14 protein-coding genes and 3 pseudogenes are annotated in these 15910 nt (G+C 72.4%); 8 read left to right on the top strand and 9 right to left on the bottom strand.

Going from position 1 to position 15910, the window contains the following annotated elements:
* Nucleotides 1-99 precede the first annotated feature (99 nt).
* Nucleotides 100-1110, top strand: coding sequence for an alcohol dehydrogenase AdhP (gene adhP, locus AB0G79_RS19850; RefSeq protein WP_360808093.1), 1011 nt, complete (start codon nucleotides 100-102; stop codon nucleotides 1108-1110).
* Between the two features lie 124 nt (nucleotides 1111-1234).
* Nucleotides 1235-1936 (top strand): CBS domain-containing protein, encoded by a 702-nt coding sequence (locus AB0G79_RS19845; protein ID WP_360808091.1) that lies wholly within the window; start codon nucleotides 1235-1237, stop codon nucleotides 1934-1936.
* Between the two features lie 188 nt (nucleotides 1937-2124).
* Here the strand turns inward: AB0G79_RS19845 and AB0G79_RS19840 are convergent, their stop codons facing one another.
* The 7 genes and pseudogenes from AB0G79_RS19840 to AB0G79_RS19810 all read right to left on the bottom strand — a co-directional run bounded on the left by AB0G79_RS19840 (nucleotide 2125) and on the right by AB0G79_RS19810 (nucleotide 9812).
* Nucleotides 2125-4524, bottom strand: a complete 2400-nt coding sequence (locus AB0G79_RS19840) for a phosphoketolase family protein (RefSeq protein WP_360808089.1) — start codon at nucleotides 4522-4524, stop codon at nucleotides 2125-2127.
* A 743-nt stretch (nucleotides 4525-5267) separates the two neighbouring features.
* A pseudogene (locus AB0G79_RS19835) lies at nucleotides 5268-5606 on the bottom strand (histidine kinase); the annotation flags it as partial.
* Nucleotides 5607-5731: 125 nt separating this feature from the next.
* Nucleotides 5732-6316 (bottom strand): HAD-IC family P-type ATPase, encoded by a 585-nt coding sequence (locus AB0G79_RS19830; RefSeq protein ID WP_360808372.1) that lies wholly within the window; start codon nucleotides 6314-6316, stop codon nucleotides 5732-5734.
* Between the two features lie 44 nt (nucleotides 6317-6360).
* Nucleotides 6361-6633: a cation-transporting P-type ATPase gene (locus AB0G79_RS19825; RefSeq protein ID WP_360808087.1), complete on the bottom strand. Its 273-nt coding sequence runs from the start codon at nucleotides 6631-6633 to the stop codon at nucleotides 6361-6363.
* Nucleotides 6634-6642: 9 nt separating this feature from the next.
* Nucleotides 6643-7503 (bottom strand): universal stress protein, encoded by an 861-nt coding sequence (locus tag AB0G79_RS19820; protein WP_360808085.1) that lies wholly within the window; start codon nucleotides 7501-7503, stop codon nucleotides 6643-6645.
* Nucleotides 7500-8402, bottom strand: a complete 903-nt coding sequence (locus AB0G79_RS19815; RefSeq protein WP_360808083.1) for a universal stress protein — start codon at nucleotides 8400-8402, stop codon at nucleotides 7500-7502. Before AB0G79_RS19815 ends, AB0G79_RS19820 begins: the two co-directional genes overlap by 4 nt.
* 327 nt (nucleotides 8403-8729) lie before the next feature.
* A complete protein-coding gene (locus AB0G79_RS19810) occupies nucleotides 8730-9812 on the bottom strand; it encodes a zinc-dependent alcohol dehydrogenase family protein (protein WP_360808081.1) in 1083 nt (360 codons plus the stop codon).
* Nucleotides 9813-10009: 197 nt separating this feature from the next.
* Here AB0G79_RS19810 and AB0G79_RS19805 point away from each other — a divergent pair.
* The 6 genes and pseudogenes from AB0G79_RS19805 to AB0G79_RS19780 all read left to right on the top strand — a co-directional run.
* A pseudogene (locus tag AB0G79_RS19805) lies at nucleotides 10010-10273 on the top strand (MBL fold metallo-hydrolase); the annotation flags it as partial.
* Between the two features lie 94 nt (nucleotides 10274-10367).
* Entirely contained in the window at nucleotides 10368-10889 is a 522-nt protein-coding gene (locus tag AB0G79_RS19800; RefSeq protein ID WP_360808079.1) for an MBL fold metallo-hydrolase RNA specificity domain-containing protein, read from the top strand.
* 377 nt (nucleotides 10890-11266) lie between these two features.
* Nucleotides 11267-11452: a hypothetical protein gene (locus AB0G79_RS19795; protein ID WP_360808078.1), complete on the top strand. Its 186-nt coding sequence runs from the start codon at nucleotides 11267-11269 to the stop codon at nucleotides 11450-11452.
* Nucleotides 11453-11463: 11 nt separating this feature from the next.
* Nucleotides 11464-12117, top strand: coding sequence for a CBS domain-containing protein (locus tag AB0G79_RS19790; RefSeq protein ID WP_360808077.1), 654 nt, complete (start codon nucleotides 11464-11466; stop codon nucleotides 12115-12117).
* A gap of 277 nt (nucleotides 12118-12394) precedes the next feature.
* A complete protein-coding gene (locus tag AB0G79_RS19785; protein WP_360808075.1) occupies nucleotides 12395-13003 on the top strand; it encodes a CBS domain-containing protein in 609 nt (202 codons plus the stop codon).
* 4 nt (nucleotides 13004-13007) lie between these two features.
* Complete coding sequence (locus tag AB0G79_RS19780; RefSeq protein ID WP_360808073.1) at nucleotides 13008-13670, top strand: DUF4389 domain-containing protein; 663 nt, start codon at nucleotides 13008-13010, stop codon at nucleotides 13668-13670.
* On the opposite strand, the gene AB0G79_RS19775 is transcribed toward AB0G79_RS19780, so the two are convergent.
* Together AB0G79_RS19775 and AB0G79_RS19770 are read right to left on the bottom strand one after the other, a co-directional pair.
* Nucleotides 13607-14866, bottom strand: a complete 1260-nt coding sequence (locus tag AB0G79_RS19775; protein WP_360808071.1) for an HAD-IC family P-type ATPase — start codon at nucleotides 14864-14866, stop codon at nucleotides 13607-13609. The two genes, AB0G79_RS19780 and AB0G79_RS19775, sit on opposite strands and share 64 nt — an antisense overlap.
* Before the next feature lie 272 nt (nucleotides 14867-15138).
* Nucleotides 15139-15735, bottom strand: a pseudogene (locus AB0G79_RS19770) (cation-transporting P-type ATPase); the annotation flags it as partial.
* Nucleotides 15736-15910 lie beyond the last annotated feature (175 nt).

Raw genomic sequence — 15910 nt, 5'->3', positions numbered from 1 at the left:
CATGGGACGAACGGCCCGCCATACAGGTCCTGACCGGTTCTGTCCTCTCCTGGCGCCTCGCACCACTCTGGAAGCAGCGACGAACAAGAGGAGCAGGCGATGAAGGCAGCGGTGGTGAAGGCCCTGGGAGAACCGCTGGTGATCGAGGAGCGGCCCGATCCCGTACCCGGCCCCGGAGAAGTACGCATCCGTGTCGAAGCGTCCGGGCTGTGCCACACGGACATCCACGCGGCGCACGGCGACTGGCCGGTCAAGCCCACGCCCCCGTTCGTCCCCGGACACGAGGGCGTCGGCGTCGTCGAGGAACTCGGCAAGGGCGTCACGCATCTGTCGGTCGGGCAGCGCGTGGCCGTGCCGTGGCTTGGCTGGGCCTGCGGACGGTGCGAGCACTGTCTCACCGGCTGGGAGACGCTGTGCGAACAGCAGGTCAACACCGGATACGGCACCGACGGCGCCTACGCCGAGAAGATGCTCGCCTACGCCGACTTCGCGCAGCCCGTGCCCGACGGCGTCGACCCGCGCGAGGCGGCACCCCTGACCTGCGCGGGAGTCACCACGTACAAGGCCCTGAAGGTGGCCGGCGTCGGACCGGCCGACCTCGTGGCGATCTCCGGTATCGGCGGTCTCGGGCACCTGGCCGTGCAGTACGCCAAGATCGCCGGCGCGACGGTCGCCGCGATCGACGTCTCCGACGAGAAGCTCCGGCTCGCCGCCGACCTCGGCGCGGACATCCTCATCGACGCCCGCAAGGAGGACCCGGCGGCGGTGCTCCGGCGACACGGCGGAGCCCACGCGGCCCTGGCACTGGCAGTGAGCGAAGAAGCCTTCTCGACCGCCCTGGCCGGTCTGCGCCGTGGCGGCAGGCTGGTCATGGTGGCCCTGCCCGCGGACGGCGTCGCCCAAGTGCCGATCTTCTCCACCGTCCTCGGCGGCAGGTCCGTCATCGGCTCGATCGTGGGAACCCGCCAGGACCTGGCCGAGGTGTTCCAGCTGCACGCCGCCGGACGCACCCGCGTGATCTACGAGACCCGGCCGCTGTCGTCCGTCAACGAGTGCATCGACGAGGTACTCGACGGCCGGGTCAAGGCACGCATCGTCTTCGACATGTGAAGTCCCCCCGAACTGGGCGCCCTCACATCCGCGCCCCCGACACCCGTTCCCCGCTGCTGGGGACGAAGACCGTGACGCCGTGGGCAGCGGGCAAGAGCTGATCAGGCGAATGGAGATGAGAACCATGGTGAAGCACCGAACGGTGGGCGAGGTGATGACCGGCGAAGTGGTCCAGGCACACCCCGACACCTCCTTCAAGGAGCTGGCCCGCCTGCTTACTTCCCACCACATCAGCGGTCTGCCGGTGGTGGACGACGACGACAAGGTCATGGGCGTGGTCTCGCAGACCGACCTCACCCGGCGACAGGCGGCGCGCGGCCGGACCGGCTCCGGCCGGGACCGCGTGCTGCGGACCCTGCGGCGGATCGCGCACGCGCGACCCACCGCAGGACCGGCCCTGACGGCCGGCGGGCTGATGACCAGTCCCGCGGTCACCGTGCATCCCGAACAGCGCGTGATCGACGCGGCGCGCATCATGGAACGCCGCCACATCGACCGGCTGCCCGTGGTGGACGAGGAGGACCGCCTCATCGGCATCACCACACGCCGCGACCTCCTGCGCGTCTTCCTGCGCACCGACGAGGAGATCCACGAAGCCGTGACCGGCGTCGTGTACTCTCACGGTCCCGCGCACGACGCCGGCAGGTTTCACATCGATGTGCGGGACGGGATCGTCACCATCGCGGGCGTCGCCGGACCGGAGATCAACACCACGGCTCTGGTCCGGGCCGCCTGGCGGGTCGACGGCGTCGTCGGCGTGGTCAACCGGCTGACGGCCGGCAGTCGGGACGACTCGCCTGCGCCACTCGTGCCCCCTTCTTCTTGAAGACGCCCGGGAGGCGGACGGAGGGGTACGGGGCCGTTTGTCGCGCAGCCGGCCGAGCGGCACTACACGCGTACCGCGCCCGCCATTCGGGCGCGCGGCATCTGACGGCGGGTCTGCTGGGCTGTACGCGGGCAGGGCGGCGACGGCTCCGTCCGTGCCGCGGGCCGGGTGACCTGCGGACGGTGGGATCATGCCGATTGCCGGCCGTTGCTCCAGCTCCAGTCGGTGACTTCGGGCAGGTCGGTGCCGTGTTCACGGATGAAGGCGTGGTGGCGGGTGCGGGCGTCGGCCATGGCCTGGCGCACGCCCACGGCTCGCACGGCAAGGCCGGGCACGCGGTCGATCACGTCCATGACGAGGCGGTAGCGGTCGAGGTCGTTGCGCACGACCATGTCGAAGGGGGTCGTGGTAGTGCCCACCTCCTTGTAGCCGCGTACGTGCAGGTTCGGGTGGCCGGTGCGGCGGTAGGCGAGACGGTGCACGAGCCAGGGATATCCGTGGTAGGCGAAGATCACCGGCTTGTCCCGGGTGAACAGGGCGTCGTATTCCGGGTCGGTCAGGCCGTGCGGGTGTTCCTCGTGGGGCATGAGCCGGGTCATGTCGACGACGTTCACCACACGGACGACGAGCTGGGGGAGATGGTGCCGCAGGAGGCCGGCCGCGGCGAGGACCTCCTGGGTGGGGACGTCACCGGCGCAGGCCAGGACGACGTCCGGGTCGCGGGTCCCGCCCTCGGTACCCGCCCATTCCCACACTCCGGCCCCGCGGGCGCAGTGGGCGCGGGCGTCGTCGAGGGAGAGCCAGTCGAAGCAGGGCTGTTTGCCGGCGACGATCACGTTGACCTGGTCGCGGCTGCGCAGCGCGTGGTCGGCGACGGTCAGCAGGGTGTTGGCGTCCGGCGGGAGGTAGACGCGGACGACCTGGGGGCTCTTGTTGAGGACGTGGTCGACGAATCCTGGGTCCTGGTGGGAGAAGCCGTTGTGGTCCTGGCGCCACACGTGGGACGTGAGCAGGTAGTTGAGTGAGGCGACGGGTGCGCGCCAGTGAAGGGCGCGGGAAGTCTTGAGCCACTTGATGTGCTGGTTGACCATGGAGTCGACGATGTGGACGAAGGCTTCGTAGCAGGAGAACAGGCCGTGTCGACCGGTCAGCAGGTAGCCCTCCAGCCAGCCCTGGCAGGTGTGTTCGGAGAGGATCTCCATGACCCGGCCGTGCCGGTCGAGGTGTTCGTCGGTGTCCAGGAGCGGTTCCTGCCAGGCCTTGCCGCTCGCTCCGTACACGGCCTGGAGGCGGTTGGAGGCGGTCTCGTCGGGGCCGACGAGGCGGAAGTCGCGGCGCTCGTCGGTGGCGGCCATGACGTTCTCCAGTAGTTCTCCGAGTACCCCGGTCGGCTCGTGTTGGGTCTCGCCGGGCCGGTCCACCGGGACGGCGAAGCGTTCGAGCCGGGGCAGAGGCAGGTCCCGCAGGAGCAGGCCGCCGTTGGCGTGGCGGGTCGCACCCAGCCTCCGTACGCCCTCCGGCACGCACTCCAGCACCTGAGGGCTCGGCCGGCCGTTCTCGTCGAAGAGCTCCTCGGGACGGTACGAACGCAGCCACGCTTGCAGTTGGGCCCGGTGGCCGTCGTCGTCGCGGACACCCGCCAGGGGCACCTGGTGGGCACGCCAGGTGCCCTCGACGGGGACGCCGTCGACCGTTTCGGGGCCCGTCCAGCCCTTCGGCGTGCGCAGGACGATCACCGGCCAGCGCGGCCGTCCGACGGGGGCGCCGGTCCGGGCTTGCTCCTGGATGTGCCGGATGCGGCCGAGGGTCGTGTCCATAGCGGCGGCCATGGCCCGGTGGACCTGGAGCGGATCGTCTCCGGTGACGTGCAGGGGGTCGTGGCCGTAGCCCCGAAGCAGCTCGTCGAGTTCCGCCTCCGGGAGACGGGCGAGCACCGTGGGGTTCGCGATCTTGTAGCCGTTGAGGTGGAGAACGGGCAGGACCGCTCCGTCGTGGACGGGGTCGAGGAACTTGTTGGAATGCCAGGAGGCGGCGAGCGGCCCCGTCTCCGCCTCGCCGTCTCCGATGACGCACGCCACCAGCAGGTCCGGGTTGTCCAGGGCGGCGCCGTAGGCGTGCGACAGGGAGTAGCCCAGTTCGCCGCCCTCGTGGATCGAGCCGGGGGTCTCGGGCGCCACGTGGCTCGGCACCCCGCCGGGGAAGGAGAACTGCCGGAACAGCCGGGCCATACCGTCCTCGTCGCGGCTCACATCGGGGTAGGTCTCGCTGTAGCTGCCCTCCAGCCAGGAGTTGGCGAGGACGGCCGGCCCGCCGTGTCCGGGCCCCCAGACGCACAGCGCGTCGATGCCGTGCCGCTTGATGACACGATTGAGGTGGGTGTGCACGAGGTTGAGGCCCGGGGAGGTGCCCCAGTGTCCGAGCAGCCGCGGCTTGATGTGCGCCGGTTCCAGCGGCTTCCTCAGCAGCGGGTTGTCCATCAGGTAGATCTGGCCGACCGACAGGTAGTTGGCGGCCCTCCAGTGCGCGTCGAGCGCACCGAGCTCCTCGTCGGTCAGCGGTACGCCTTCAGAGCGCTCGTCCTCGCGCATGCTTCCTCCGTCGTGTGTGGTCGCGGGCGGCAAGCGGGGCGCAGGGTCGGCATGGCCGAAGCGTGCGACGTCCCGCGTCACGGGAACGCGAACCGCCTCAGGACCGCCCGAGGGCACGCGCCCCTCGCAATTCCCCGGGTTCCTGGACCCCATGGCCGTAAACACGCCTGCCGTCCAAGACGCTGACACAGCAGCGGCGTCGCAGTAAGGGCCGGATGGGTCAGTTCAGCAGTTCCCTTGCGCTGTCCTGGCCGGCCACGGCCACATGCCTGTCCTGAACTTGCCCCTGGCTCCACATCCTGGCCTGGCCATGGACCGAACGGCCCTTCGCGGATGCCCGTGCGTCCCGGATGGACGGGCGGTGAGGGGGCTGGTCGCCCCGCGGCGACGGCCCCGTCGACTCTGCCGGGAACGGTCGGCGCCGGACAGGCTGAGAGCGATCAAGGAGGAGTTCCCATGAGCCGCCTCAAGAGCGCGGCAGTCGACGTCCAGGCCCGCAGCCGAGGACAGGTGCCCCAAGGCGCGGCCACCTACGGGCGGGAGAAGGTGCTCGCGACCCTCGAGCACGTGAGCGGGCCGGTACTGGCCGCCCGGGTGAAGCTCACCCAAGCGGTCCGTTGCTCGGCGGCTCGCCCCGCCACGGCCCAGGCCGTGGTCGACGTGAGCGGTCCGCCGGTACGTGCCCACGTGGCCGCGAGCACCGTGTTCGAGGCGGACGACCTTCTGCAGGAGCGTCTGACCGCGAAGCCGAGGGTGGCCGCGCCCGCATCGACCGCGGTGACGACACGGCTTCTGAGTTTCGGTGCGGCGCCTGGGGTGTCGTGTTCCCGGAGCCCGAAGAGGGTCGAACGGATGATCTTGATGGTGGCGTCGAGGTCGTCGATCGCCCTGGTCAGCCGGTCCACCGCCTCCGGATGCTCGATGAGGCGCCGGGCGCTCTGGAGGGTGATGCCGGTGGCGAAGAGGCGCTGGATCGCCAGGTCGTGCAGATCGAGGGCGATGCGGTCGCGGTCCTCCAGCAGTGTGGCCTGTTCGGCGTCGCGGCGGCGGTCGGCCAGTTCGAGTGCCCGGGCCGCCTGGCCCGTCGCATCGTCCCGGGCGCTGCCGGTTCGGCGCCCATGGCGACCCCGGTGAGGCCGTGGGTTGATCCAGAGGATCTGTCCGGCGCGCAGCGGCAGGGGCAGCCCGAGGAGGGGGCCGGCCAGCATCACGAGGATCTCCGCGGCCCCGCCGGCCACCCATGTGAGGACGAGGTCGGCGTCCTGGCGCGCGACCTCGGTGCCGGGCGCAGCGTGGCGTCGTTGCAGAGGACGGTCGTCCTCAACAGCTCCCGTACCGGTGCGAGCTCGTCCGGGGCGGCGGGTCTCCCGGCGACCAGTGCCTCCCCCTCCGGTTCGTAGCCGACGCCCGTGAGCTCGCCGCACACCTCGGGCGTCCAGACCCGCTGGACGGCCATGCGGCCCTCCGTGAGGGTGCCGGTCTTGTCGGTGGCGAGGACGGACACCGAGCCCAGGGTCTCCACGGCCGGCAGTCGTCTCACGAGCGCGTGGCGGGCGGCCATCCGGCGGGCACCGAGGGCGAGAGCGAGGGTGACGACGGCGGGGAGCGATTCGGGTACGGCGGCCACGGCCAGACTGATGGCGGTGACCGCCATGGTGCCGAGCGGGAGACCGCGGACGAGCCCGAGGACGAACACCAGGACGCACAGGGCGAGCGTCACCGCGGCGAGGATCCGGCCGAGAGCGGCGAGGAGGTGTTGCAGGGGTGTCGCCTCGCGCCGGTCGTCGAGCAGGGCGGCGATGCGGCCGAGGCCGCTCCACGCGCGCGTGCGGGGCGCTACGACGCCGACCGTGGTTTCACGAGGACGACCAGGCCGATGACGATCGCGTCCGGGTGGTCCCGGATCGCCAGGGTCAGCGCGGCGGCACCGAGCAGGACCATGATCAGCGGATCTCGGAGCTGGGCGAGAACACGGCTGTACAGCCGTACGGGCCGGCGGGCGGCCACCTCGTTGGGACCGTCGGCGGCGAGCCGTCGGGCCGCCTCCGCCGGGGTGAGTCCTGTCGCCGGGGAGGTTCGGACCGCTTCGGCTTCGGCCGGCGTCGTCATGGCGCGCGCTCACCCCGCGGGGACGGTGATCACGGGGCAGTGGGCCCGGTGCAGCAGTCCGTGGACCACCGAGCCGACGCGCATGCCGGTGTAGCCGCCCCGGCCCCGGCGTCCCACGACGACGGCCAGGGCGTGCTCGGCGGCGTCGGCGAGCAGTTCGACGGGCGAGCCGATGAGCACTTCGTGGGTGAGGCGGACGCCGGGGTACTTCTCCGCCCAGCCCGCGGTGGTCTCCGAGAGGAGCCGGCGCTCGGCGTGGAAGAGGGTGTCCCCGGTGTGGAGGGTGAAGACGGGCGGCTGCCAGACCGCGACGGCCCGCACGGCGCAGCGCCGCAGGTCGGCCTCCTCGAGAGCGAAGGAGAGGGCCGACCGGGACGATTCGCTGCCGTCGACGCCGACGACGAGGTAGGCCGGGTCCTGGGTGATGTGCTCGGCGTCGCCCACCACGACCACCGGGCAGCGGGCCTGGGCGGTGACCGGGACGACGAGGGAGCCGGCACTGAGGAACTCCTCGGTGCGGCTCAGGTGCCGGGAGCCGAGGACGGCCATGGCGGCCCGCTGTGCCCTTCCCGCGATCACAGCCGCCGGGACGCCGTCGACGAGCGCGGAGCCGACGTGCACGTCCGGTTGTCTGGCCCTGACCCAGTCGGTCGCGGCGCGCAGGGCGTCCTTGCCGCGCTGGGTCCTGGCCTGGTGGCGGGGTGTGTCGTCGACGTGCTGGGTGTCGTGCGGGGGCGGTACGGCGACGACGAGGCGGAGGGCGAGCCGGCGGCGGTGGGCCTCGTCGGCGGCCCAGGCCAGGGCGAGGCACCCTTCGCGCACGGGGTCGACGCCGACGACGATCTCGCGGTGTTCCGGGATGGTGCTCATGAGGTGCTCCCGTGTCCGGGTCCGTGCCGGGGGACGAGTTCCACCGGGCAGTGGGCGTGTTGCAGCAGGGCGAGCGTGGTCCGGCCCAGGGTCGGCCCCAGGTATCCGGGACCACGGCGTCCGCCGACGAGCAGGACGGCGGCGTCCCGGCTCGCCTCGACGAGGGCTCCGGGCACGCTGGGACTCTTCACGCCCTCGGTCTCGATCTTCAGATCGGGGAACTCCTCCCGCAGGAGTTCGGTCGACCAGGACTGCACACACACGTGGTCGGCGGCCTGGTCGCAGGGGCGGTCGCGCGTTGCCGTCCGCTCGCCCCGTGGCCGGGCCGTTCGCCATACGTGCAGAAGCCGGAGCGGCTGCCCTCGCAGCAGGGCCTCGTGTGCGGCCACTCGCGCGCAGCCGAGGTCGTGGGCGTCCCGTATCCCCGCCAGGACGACGCCCGGGTGTGCTGTCCCGGCGTACCCCCGGACCACCACCACCGGTGTGCTCGCGGTCGCCGTGGTCCGCCGGCCGACCGAGCCGAGGAGCAGCGAGGCGAACCCGCCGCGGCCCCGGTGGCCGACGACGATCGTGCCGGTCAGGGCGGCGGCGTGCCGCAGCGCCTCGGAGGGCGGGCGGTCGCTCAGCTCCTCGACGACGGCCACCTCCGGGTGGTGCGCGGAAACGGTCTCGGCCGTACGGTCGAGGACTTCGCGCCCGGTCCTGCGGCTCTCGTCGATCTCGCCCTGGAAGAGGTACCGGACGGGGGCGTCCGTGTCCGTCGCGTGGACGAGGAAGAGGACCGATCCCCGAAGAAGCGCCTCCTCGGCAGCCCCCAGGGCGGCGGACTTCGCCTCCTCGGATCCGTCGACACCGGCGACGACGCTTCCGGGCTGCCGGAGTCGCGGGGCTGCGGCCATGGCTCCTCCTTGCCGGGTGCGTGAGGACTGCCCTTCGACCCTCGCACCCCGCGCCGGAGGACCGGAGGGCCGCTGGGGGCAGAGGTGGGGCCAAAGGTCCCACGCGACGGCGCCGCGAACCGGCAGGGCCCGGTCGGGCCCGTAGGCGAGGGACCGTTCGGCCCCTCGCCGACGCGTGACGGCTCGGTGGACGGTGGTGGCGTGAAGACCCATCTGCCGTCTGTCCGAACGGGAGGGACCGCGCTGAAGCACCTCAAGGTCGGCGGCCTGATGACCGACGACGTCGTCTCCGCCGTCCCCGACACGTCGATGCGGCTCCCTGGACGTTCATCCGGCACCCGTGGCCGGCGCGGTGTCGACGGCCGTGTGCTGCGGCCCACCGAGCGCGACCTTGATCGCACCGGTCCGGGCGGCGCTGCCGAAGACGTCGTACGCCTCCTCCATCTGCCCAAGTTCGAAGCGGTGGGTGACCAGCTCCGTGGTGGGGAGCCGGCCGGCGGCCATCATCCGCAGCAGCATCGGCGTCGAGGAGGTGTCGACGAGGCCGGTGGTGAGGGTGACGTCCTTGATCCACAGGTCTTCCAGGTGGAGGGCGGCGGGCTTGCCGTGGACGCCGATGTTGGCGACGCGGCCCCCGGGGCGGACCATACGGGTGCACATCTCGAAGGTCTGCGGCACTCCCACGGCCTCCATGACGACGTCGGCGCCGAGGCCGTCGGTGAGGTCGGCGACGAGCTGTTCCGGTTCCTCCCCGGCTGCTGCGGTGGCGTCGGCGCCGAGCCTGCGGGCGGCGGAGAGGCGGGATTCGTCCAGATCCACAGCGATGATCCGGCCGGGGCTGTAGAGGCGTGCGGTGGTGATCGCGGCGAGACCGATGGGGCCCGCGCCGACCACGACGACGGTGTCGCCGGGCTGGACCGCGCCGTTGAGGACGCCGACCTCGTAGGCGGTGGGGAAGATGTCGGCGAGGAGCACGGCGTCGAAGCTGTCGACGCCGCTGGGGACCGGGTGGACGGAGAGGTCGGCGAAGGGCACGCGGACGTACTCGGCCTGGGTGCCGTCGATCAGGTGGCCGAGGACCCAGCCGCCTCCGCCCCGGCACTGGCCGTATCGCTGCTCGCGGCAGAAGCGGCAGCGTCCGCAGGAGGAGATGCAGGAGATCAGGACCCGGTCGCCGGGCCGCACCGCCCGGACGTCGCCGCCCGTCTCCATCACGGTGCCGACCGCCTCGTGACCGAGGACACGCCCGGGTTCGACCTCGGGCACGTCCCCCCTGACGATGTGCAGGTCGGTGCCGCAGAGGGTGACGGCGTCGACGCGCACGATCGCGTCCGCCGCGTCCTTCACCGCGGGATCGGGCACGTCCTGCCACGCGACCCGGCCCGTTCCCTGGAACACGAGAGCCTTCATGACGACCGCCTTCCCGGCCGGTCCGCGGGTCTGCTCCCACGGATCCCACCGTCAGGCTCGCCCCGCGTCACCTCCGCGCGCATGGGCCGGTCGGTCCCCGGTCCGGGCCCCTCGGACCCCTGGCACACCGCACCGGGCGGCGCGAGGGTGGAGTCGGACCGGTGCGGCCGGCCCCCGGCGCGAAGGAGGGCCCTCCCATGTCCGAGGCAACAGCGCACACCGCCCCGTCGGTGCCGCGCCCCGCCCTGCTCAACTGCCTGGGCGGCGTGGGGACGGTCACCGGCAGCGGGTTCCTGGTCGAGAGCGACCATGGCCGGAACCTCCTCGACTGCGGTCTCTTCCAGGGTTTCGCGAAGTTGCGGCGGCGCAACTGGGACCGGTTCGCCCGGGACGCGGCCGACGTCCGTGCGGTGGTCGTCACCCACGCCCATCTGGACCACTGCAGCCATCTGCCGCTCCTGGTCCGGCAGGACTTCCGCGGCCCGATCCTCACGACGCCGCACACGGCCCGGACACCCGCTGCTCCTGCCTCCGGAGCCGTTCTCCGGCGCCGACGTGCTGCTGGTGGAGTCGACGTACGGCGACCGCCGCCACGACCAGGAATCCGCCCGCTCGGAGTTCGCCTCGGTGATCGAGCGGACCCTCGCCCGGGGCGGCTACCGCGACGCCGTGCGCGAGCGCTCTCCCGAGCTGCGGCCCGAGATCCTCGCCCGGGGCGAGGCCGCGCTGAGCCCGGCCCCGTTCCTCGCCGCGCGTACGGTCCAGGAGTCCATCGACATCAACAGCGCGCACGGCCCCGCCGTCATCGTCTCCTCGGCCGGCATGGCCACCGGCGGCCGCGTCCTGCACCACTTGCACCGCCTCCTGCCTGACCCGCGCAACGCCGTCGTCGTGGTCGGCTTCGCCGCCGCCGGCATTCGCGCCCGGGACCTGGTCGACGGGGTCCGCACGCTGAAGATGTTCGGCGAGTACGTACCCGTACGGGCCGAGGTCGCCGACGTCCCCCGTTTCTCCGCCCACGCCGACGCGGACCAGATCGTCGGCTGGCTCCGAGGAGAGACCGTCCCGGTCCGTTGACACGGGCCCTTCGGCCCGCGGAGCGGGACCCGCGCGGCCCTGTCGGCCACGGCGTCTTCCGCGGGACGCTGAGCGAAGCGGGCTGGAGGGCACCATGACCACCACGCGGCCCCTGCTGGACGAACTCCCGCCGGAGGCACGGGCACGACTCCTGGAACGCTTTCCTCCGGCCCGCTTCGCCCCCGGCACCCGCGTCTTCCGACAGCGCCGGCGCGCCGACCGCTTCTGGATCGTCCAGACCAGCCGGGTGGAGCTCGACGTCCACGTCCCGGGCCATCGTGACGCCGCCGTGGACACCCTCACCAGCGGCGCGCTCCCCGGCTGTTCCTGGATCGTGCCGCCCTGTCTCCGACACCTCGGCGCCACCGCCGTCGGAGGTGCCTGCGCTGGAGTTCGACGCCCCGGCCGTACGGGAGCCGTGCGCCGGCGATCCGTCCGTGGGCGAGACGGTCTTCGCCCGTGTCGCGGCCCCGATGGCCCGCGGGCTGCCGGCGGCCCGCGGCCGCCTCCTCGACGGCCTCGTCTCCCCTCGCCCTCCCGAGCTCCTGTCCCACGGCCGTTGAAGGAGACAGCCATGACCACACGGACGTTCACCGTCGCCGACGTGATGACCAAGAAGGTCGTCGCCGTCCGGCCCGACGCCTCCTTCAAGGAGATCGTCACCGCGATGGAGCGCTGGAAGGTGACCGCGCTGCCCGTCCTTGAGGGAGAAGGACGGGTCGTCGGTGTCGTGTCCGAGGCGGACCTGCTCCTCAAGGAGGAGTTCCACGACCACCGCCTGGGCATGATCGAGCAACTGCGGCGACGCGACGCCACATCCAAGGCCGGTTCCGACCGGGCGGCGGAGCTGATGACCACGCCCGCCGTCACCGTACGACCGGAGGCATCCCTGCCCCGAGCGGCCCGGCTCATGGCCACGCACAGGGTGAAACGACTTCCCGTCGTCGACGCCGACGGGATGATCCAGGGCGTCGTCAGCCGCTCCGACCTGCTGAAGGTCTTCCTCCGGCCGGACGAGGAACTCGCCGACGAGGTCGGCCGCGACGTCGTGGCGCATCTGTTCCCGCTCTCCCGGGACCGGATCGAGGTCCGCGTCGACGCCGGTGTGGTGACCCTGACCGGCGACGTGCGCGACAGCACGCTCATCCCGCTCGCGGAGCGCCTGGCCCGGGCCGTCGAGGGCGTGGTGGACGTACGGTGCGCGCTCACCCTCGCCGCCGGGGCGTGACCCCGGCGGCAGCTCCCGTACGGGGCGGCGCCTCCCCGTGCCTGCTCGAAGCGACGTCCCGGAGGGCAGGTTCGTCATCGGCAGAGAGCCGCTGCCGGAGGTCAACGCGCCGCTGCCGCAGACCCGGCCGGTGGAGACGTATCTGCTGTCCCCGCTCTGCCACCAGGCAGTCCCCACCACGGCCGCCCGTGGGGGCCGGACGGCCCTCCCCCCGCCGGTCGACACGGGCAATCCTGAGAGGCGGGGTGCGGAATCCGTGCACGGAAGGTGACCGGTGATGAGGCACCGAAGCGTGGCCGAGCTGATGACGCCCACGGCCGTCAGCGTCGGGCGGCAGACGCCGTTCAAGGAGATCGCCCGGCTTCTGGACGAGTTCGACATCACCGCCGTCTGCGTGGTGGACGAGGAGAACCGCCCGCTGGGCGTCGTCTCGGAAGCCGACCTCGTCCGCCGCCACGCGGTCGGCTCCGGCATCGACACGGCCGGCGCGCTCATGTCGAGCCCCGCCGTGGTCGCCCACCCCGACTGGAGTGTGGTGCGCGCGGCCCGGGTGATGGACAGGGCCGGAGTGAAGCGGCTGCCGGTGAACGGCGACGACGGGCGGGTCGTGGGGGTTCTGAGCCCCAGCGACCTGGTTCAGCTGTTCCTCCGCAGGGACCGGGCGATCCGGGAGGAGATCGTCGAGGACGTCATGACCCGGACGCTCGGTCTGCACCCCTCCGATGTCTCCGTGGAGGTCGAGGACGGCCGGGTCACCCTCAGCGGCACGGTGCGGCGTCCCGGACTCGTGCCCGTCCTCCTCGGGCTCTGCAACAGCGTCGACGGGGTGGTGGGGGTCGTGGACCGGCTCCGGCGCGACGACCGCACCTCCAGCACAGGGAAGTAGCGACATGGACGCTCCTCGAACCCCCCGCCCGCCCGTCCGCGTGACGGCCACGCTCGACGCCCCGCTCTCCCGTTGGCTGTGGCTGGTCAAATGGATTCTCGCGATCCCGCACTGGATCGTGCTGTTCTTCCTGTGGATCGCCTTCCTCGTCGTGACGGTGATCGCCTTCTTCGCGATCCTGTTCACCGAGCGGTACCCGCGGCCCCTGTTCGACTTCGGCCTCGGCGTGCTGCGCTGGTCCTGGCGGGTCTCGTACTACTCCTACGGCGCTCTCGGCACCGACCGTTACCCGCCCTTCAGCCTCGGCCCCGAACCCGGCTACCCGGCCCGGCTCGACATCGCCTACCCGGACCGGCTCTCCCGCTCGCAGGTGCTCGTCAAGTGGTGGCTGCTCGCCATACCCCACTACCTGATCCTGGCGTTCTTCACCGGCGGCATGCGCGCCGGCTGGTGGAGCGGCGGCCTGATCACCCTGCTCGCGGTCATCGCCGGCTTCGCCCTCGCCTTCACCTCGTGCTATCCCCGGGACCTGTTCGACCTGGTCGTCGGCCTCAACCGCTGGGTCCTCCGGGTCGCCGCCTACGCGAGCCTGATGACGGACGTCTATCCGCCCTTCCGCCTCGACCAGGGCGGGGACGAGCCGGCGCCGGCGGAGAAGTCTCTCTGACGCCGCCGGGCACGGCGCGCCTCGTCCACGCCCCAGACCAGCAGCGGGAAGGTACCGATGAACCGGACGACGTCCCAGGGGAGCGGTGCAGTGCCGAAGAGCTGCTGCAGTGGCGGCGCGTAGACGAGCGCGGCGGTGAAGCAGAGTTCGAAGGCGATGCCCGCGAGCAGCAGCGGGTCGGACAGGACCTCGATCTCGCGGAGCGCGGCGTGGTCGGTGCGGGCGGCGAAGGCGGTGCCGACCTGGCAGGAGACGATGCCGGCGAACGTGGCCGTCGTCGCCGTCACGTACGCGCCGTGCAGAGGGGTCCCCTTGTCGGTGGGGTCGCCGGGCTGCCAGCCGGCGCGCCACAGGACGTAGATGTAGACGATGAACTTGGGGACGTTGTCGTAGACGCGGCGACCGGATTCGATCGCGGTGACGATGGTGGCGAAGTCGTCGTCGGTGAGCACCATGGCCGCCGCCTCGCGGGCCACGTCCGTGCCGGAGCGGCCCATCGCCACCCCGATGTGGGCGCGGTGCAGGGCGGGGGCGTCGTTGACGCCGTCGCCCGTCATGGCGACGATCCGGCCGTGGGCCCGCAGGGTGTCGGCGATCTTGAGTTTCGTCTCGGGCGAGGAGCGCGCGAAGACGATCTCGGCGTCGTCCTCGACGAGGAGCCGGTCCGGTTCGCCGTCGTCCAGGGATTCGGAGGTGGCGACGACCTCCAGTCGGGGCACCCCGATGCCGACCTCCCGTGCGATCGCGGCGGCTGTGGCACCGTTGTCCCCCGTCACCACGTGCACGCGCACACCGGCCTCGTGGCAGCGGCGGACGGCGGACGCCACCTCGGCACTCGGCGGGTCGTACAGACCGACCAGGCCCAGCAGGGTCAGGCCGACTTCGGCGTCCTGTCGCCGGACGGGCCTCTCCTCGTCCGGCCCGAGGTCGCGGAAGGCGACCGCCAGGACGCGCGTGCCAGCTTCGGCGAGTCGCTGCGCCGCTGTTCGGGCCGCCTCTCCATCGGGCCCGGGCGGCACGCGCTCCAGAACCGCTTCGGGGGCTCCCTTGACCACCACCCGGGCGGTCCCGGAGCCTTCCGGGCCCTGGACCACGGACATCGTCCTGAGCCGTGGGCCGAACCGGAAGAGGGCCTGCCGCCGCCCGTCGCGCCGGTCGAGGTCCACCGGTGCTCCGAGGTCGGCGGCTCCCTCCACGAGGGCGGACTCGGTGGGGGGTCGCCGTGCAGCTCGCCGTCCGTGTCCCGAGCGACCGTGGTGCACTCGGCGGCGGCCCGCAGCGGGGCCTGGGCCCAGGGCCCCGCGTCCGTTCCGTGACCGGGGGTCCAATGCGCACGCAGGCGCATGCGGTTGCGGGTGAGGGTGCCGGTCTTGTCCGTGCAGATGACGCTGGTGGAGCCGAGGGTCCCGACCGCGCTGAGCCGCTTGACCAGGGCGCCCTGCCGGGCCGCCTTCTTGACCTGTCGCTCCAGGGGACTCGGCTCGCGGCGCGTCCGTTGGCTGAGGGCGGCGATCCGTCCCAGCTCGGTGCGGTCCCCGGTGGCGAAGACGACGGCCCGGGCCTGTCCCTCGACACAGGTGGTCCCGCTGAAGACGATGTTGGGCTCCTCCAGGAGGGGAGCACCGAGCAATCCGGCCACCGCCACCCGTTCCGCCGGCACCGACTCCCCAGTCAGCATCGACAGGTCCACCTCCACACCGCCCTCGGTGACCCGGCCGTCCGCCGGAACCTTGTCCCCCTCCTCCAGGACGATGACGTCGCCCGGCACGAGGTCACGGGCCTCCACGGTGAGCGGCCGCCCGTCGCGTACCACGAGGGCGTGCTCGGGCAGGTAGCGGGCGAGGGTCTCCACCGCGCGTTCCGCCTGGCGTTCCTGGAGCGGGGCGAAACCCGCGTTGACGACGATGACCGCGAGGACGGCCTGGCCGAGCACGGCCAGGTCCGCCACGAAGGCCAGGGCGGCCGCGGCCCACAGCAGCAGGGCCAAGGGGTGGGCCAGCTGGGTGGCCACCTCCCGCCAGAACGGGGCGCTCGCCTTGCGGCGTACCTCGTTCGGGCCGTGCACCGCGAGACGGCGGGCCGCCTCGCGGGCGGACAGCCGTCCGGGCCCGTGTCCAGCTCACGGCGGAGGCGGGGAAGGGGCTCGCTCGGATCGAAAGGAAGGGCCTCGGCCGACGGACGGACGATGCGCGGGCGCCGACCGGACCGGGACCGGGCGCCCGCCCGTGGGCGCCGAGGTC

Origin of the sequence: Streptomyces sp. NPDC020807 (assembly GCF_040641575.1) — a bacterium.
GTDB lineage: Bacteria > Actinomycetota > Actinomycetes > Streptomycetales > Streptomycetaceae > Streptomyces.
Note: the sequence above shows the minus strand (reverse complement) of the source record. Positions and strands in the feature narration are given on the sequence as shown.

Bases quoted from the DNA above. Each gene is read 5' to 3' on its own strand.
- adhP (WP_360808093.1), top strand. From the start codon at position 100: ATGAAGGCAGCGGTGGTGAAGGCCCTGGGAGAACCGCTGGTGATCGAG.
- AB0G79_RS19845 (WP_360808091.1), top strand. From the start codon at position 1,235: ATGGTGAAGCACCGAACGGTGGGCGAGGTGATGACCGGCGAAGTGGTC.
- AB0G79_RS19840 (WP_360808089.1), bottom strand. From the start codon at position 4,524: ATGCGCGAGGACGAGCGCTCTGAAGGCGTACCGCTGACCGACGAGGAG.
- AB0G79_RS19825 (WP_360808087.1), bottom strand. From the start codon at position 6,633: ATGACGACGCCGGCCGAAGCCGAAGCGGTCCGAACCTCCCCGGCGACA.
- AB0G79_RS19820 (WP_360808085.1), bottom strand. From the start codon at position 7,503: ATGAGCACCATCCCGGAACACCGCGAGATCGTCGTCGGCGTCGACCCC.
- AB0G79_RS19815 (WP_360808083.1), bottom strand. From the start codon at position 8,402: ATGGCCGCAGCCCCGCGACTCCGGCAGCCCGGAAGCGTCGTCGCCGGT.
- AB0G79_RS19810 (WP_360808081.1), bottom strand. From the start codon at position 9,812: ATGAAGGCTCTCGTGTTCCAGGGAACGGGCCGGGTCGCGTGGCAGGAC.
- AB0G79_RS19790 (WP_360808077.1), top strand. From the start codon at position 11,464: ATGACCACACGGACGTTCACCGTCGCCGACGTGATGACCAAGAAGGTC.
- AB0G79_RS19785 (WP_360808075.1), top strand. From the start codon at position 12,395: ATGAGGCACCGAAGCGTGGCCGAGCTGATGACGCCCACGGCCGTCAGC.
- AB0G79_RS19780 (WP_360808073.1), top strand. From the start codon at position 13,008: ATGGACGCTCCTCGAACCCCCCGCCCGCCCGTCCGCGTGACGGCCACG.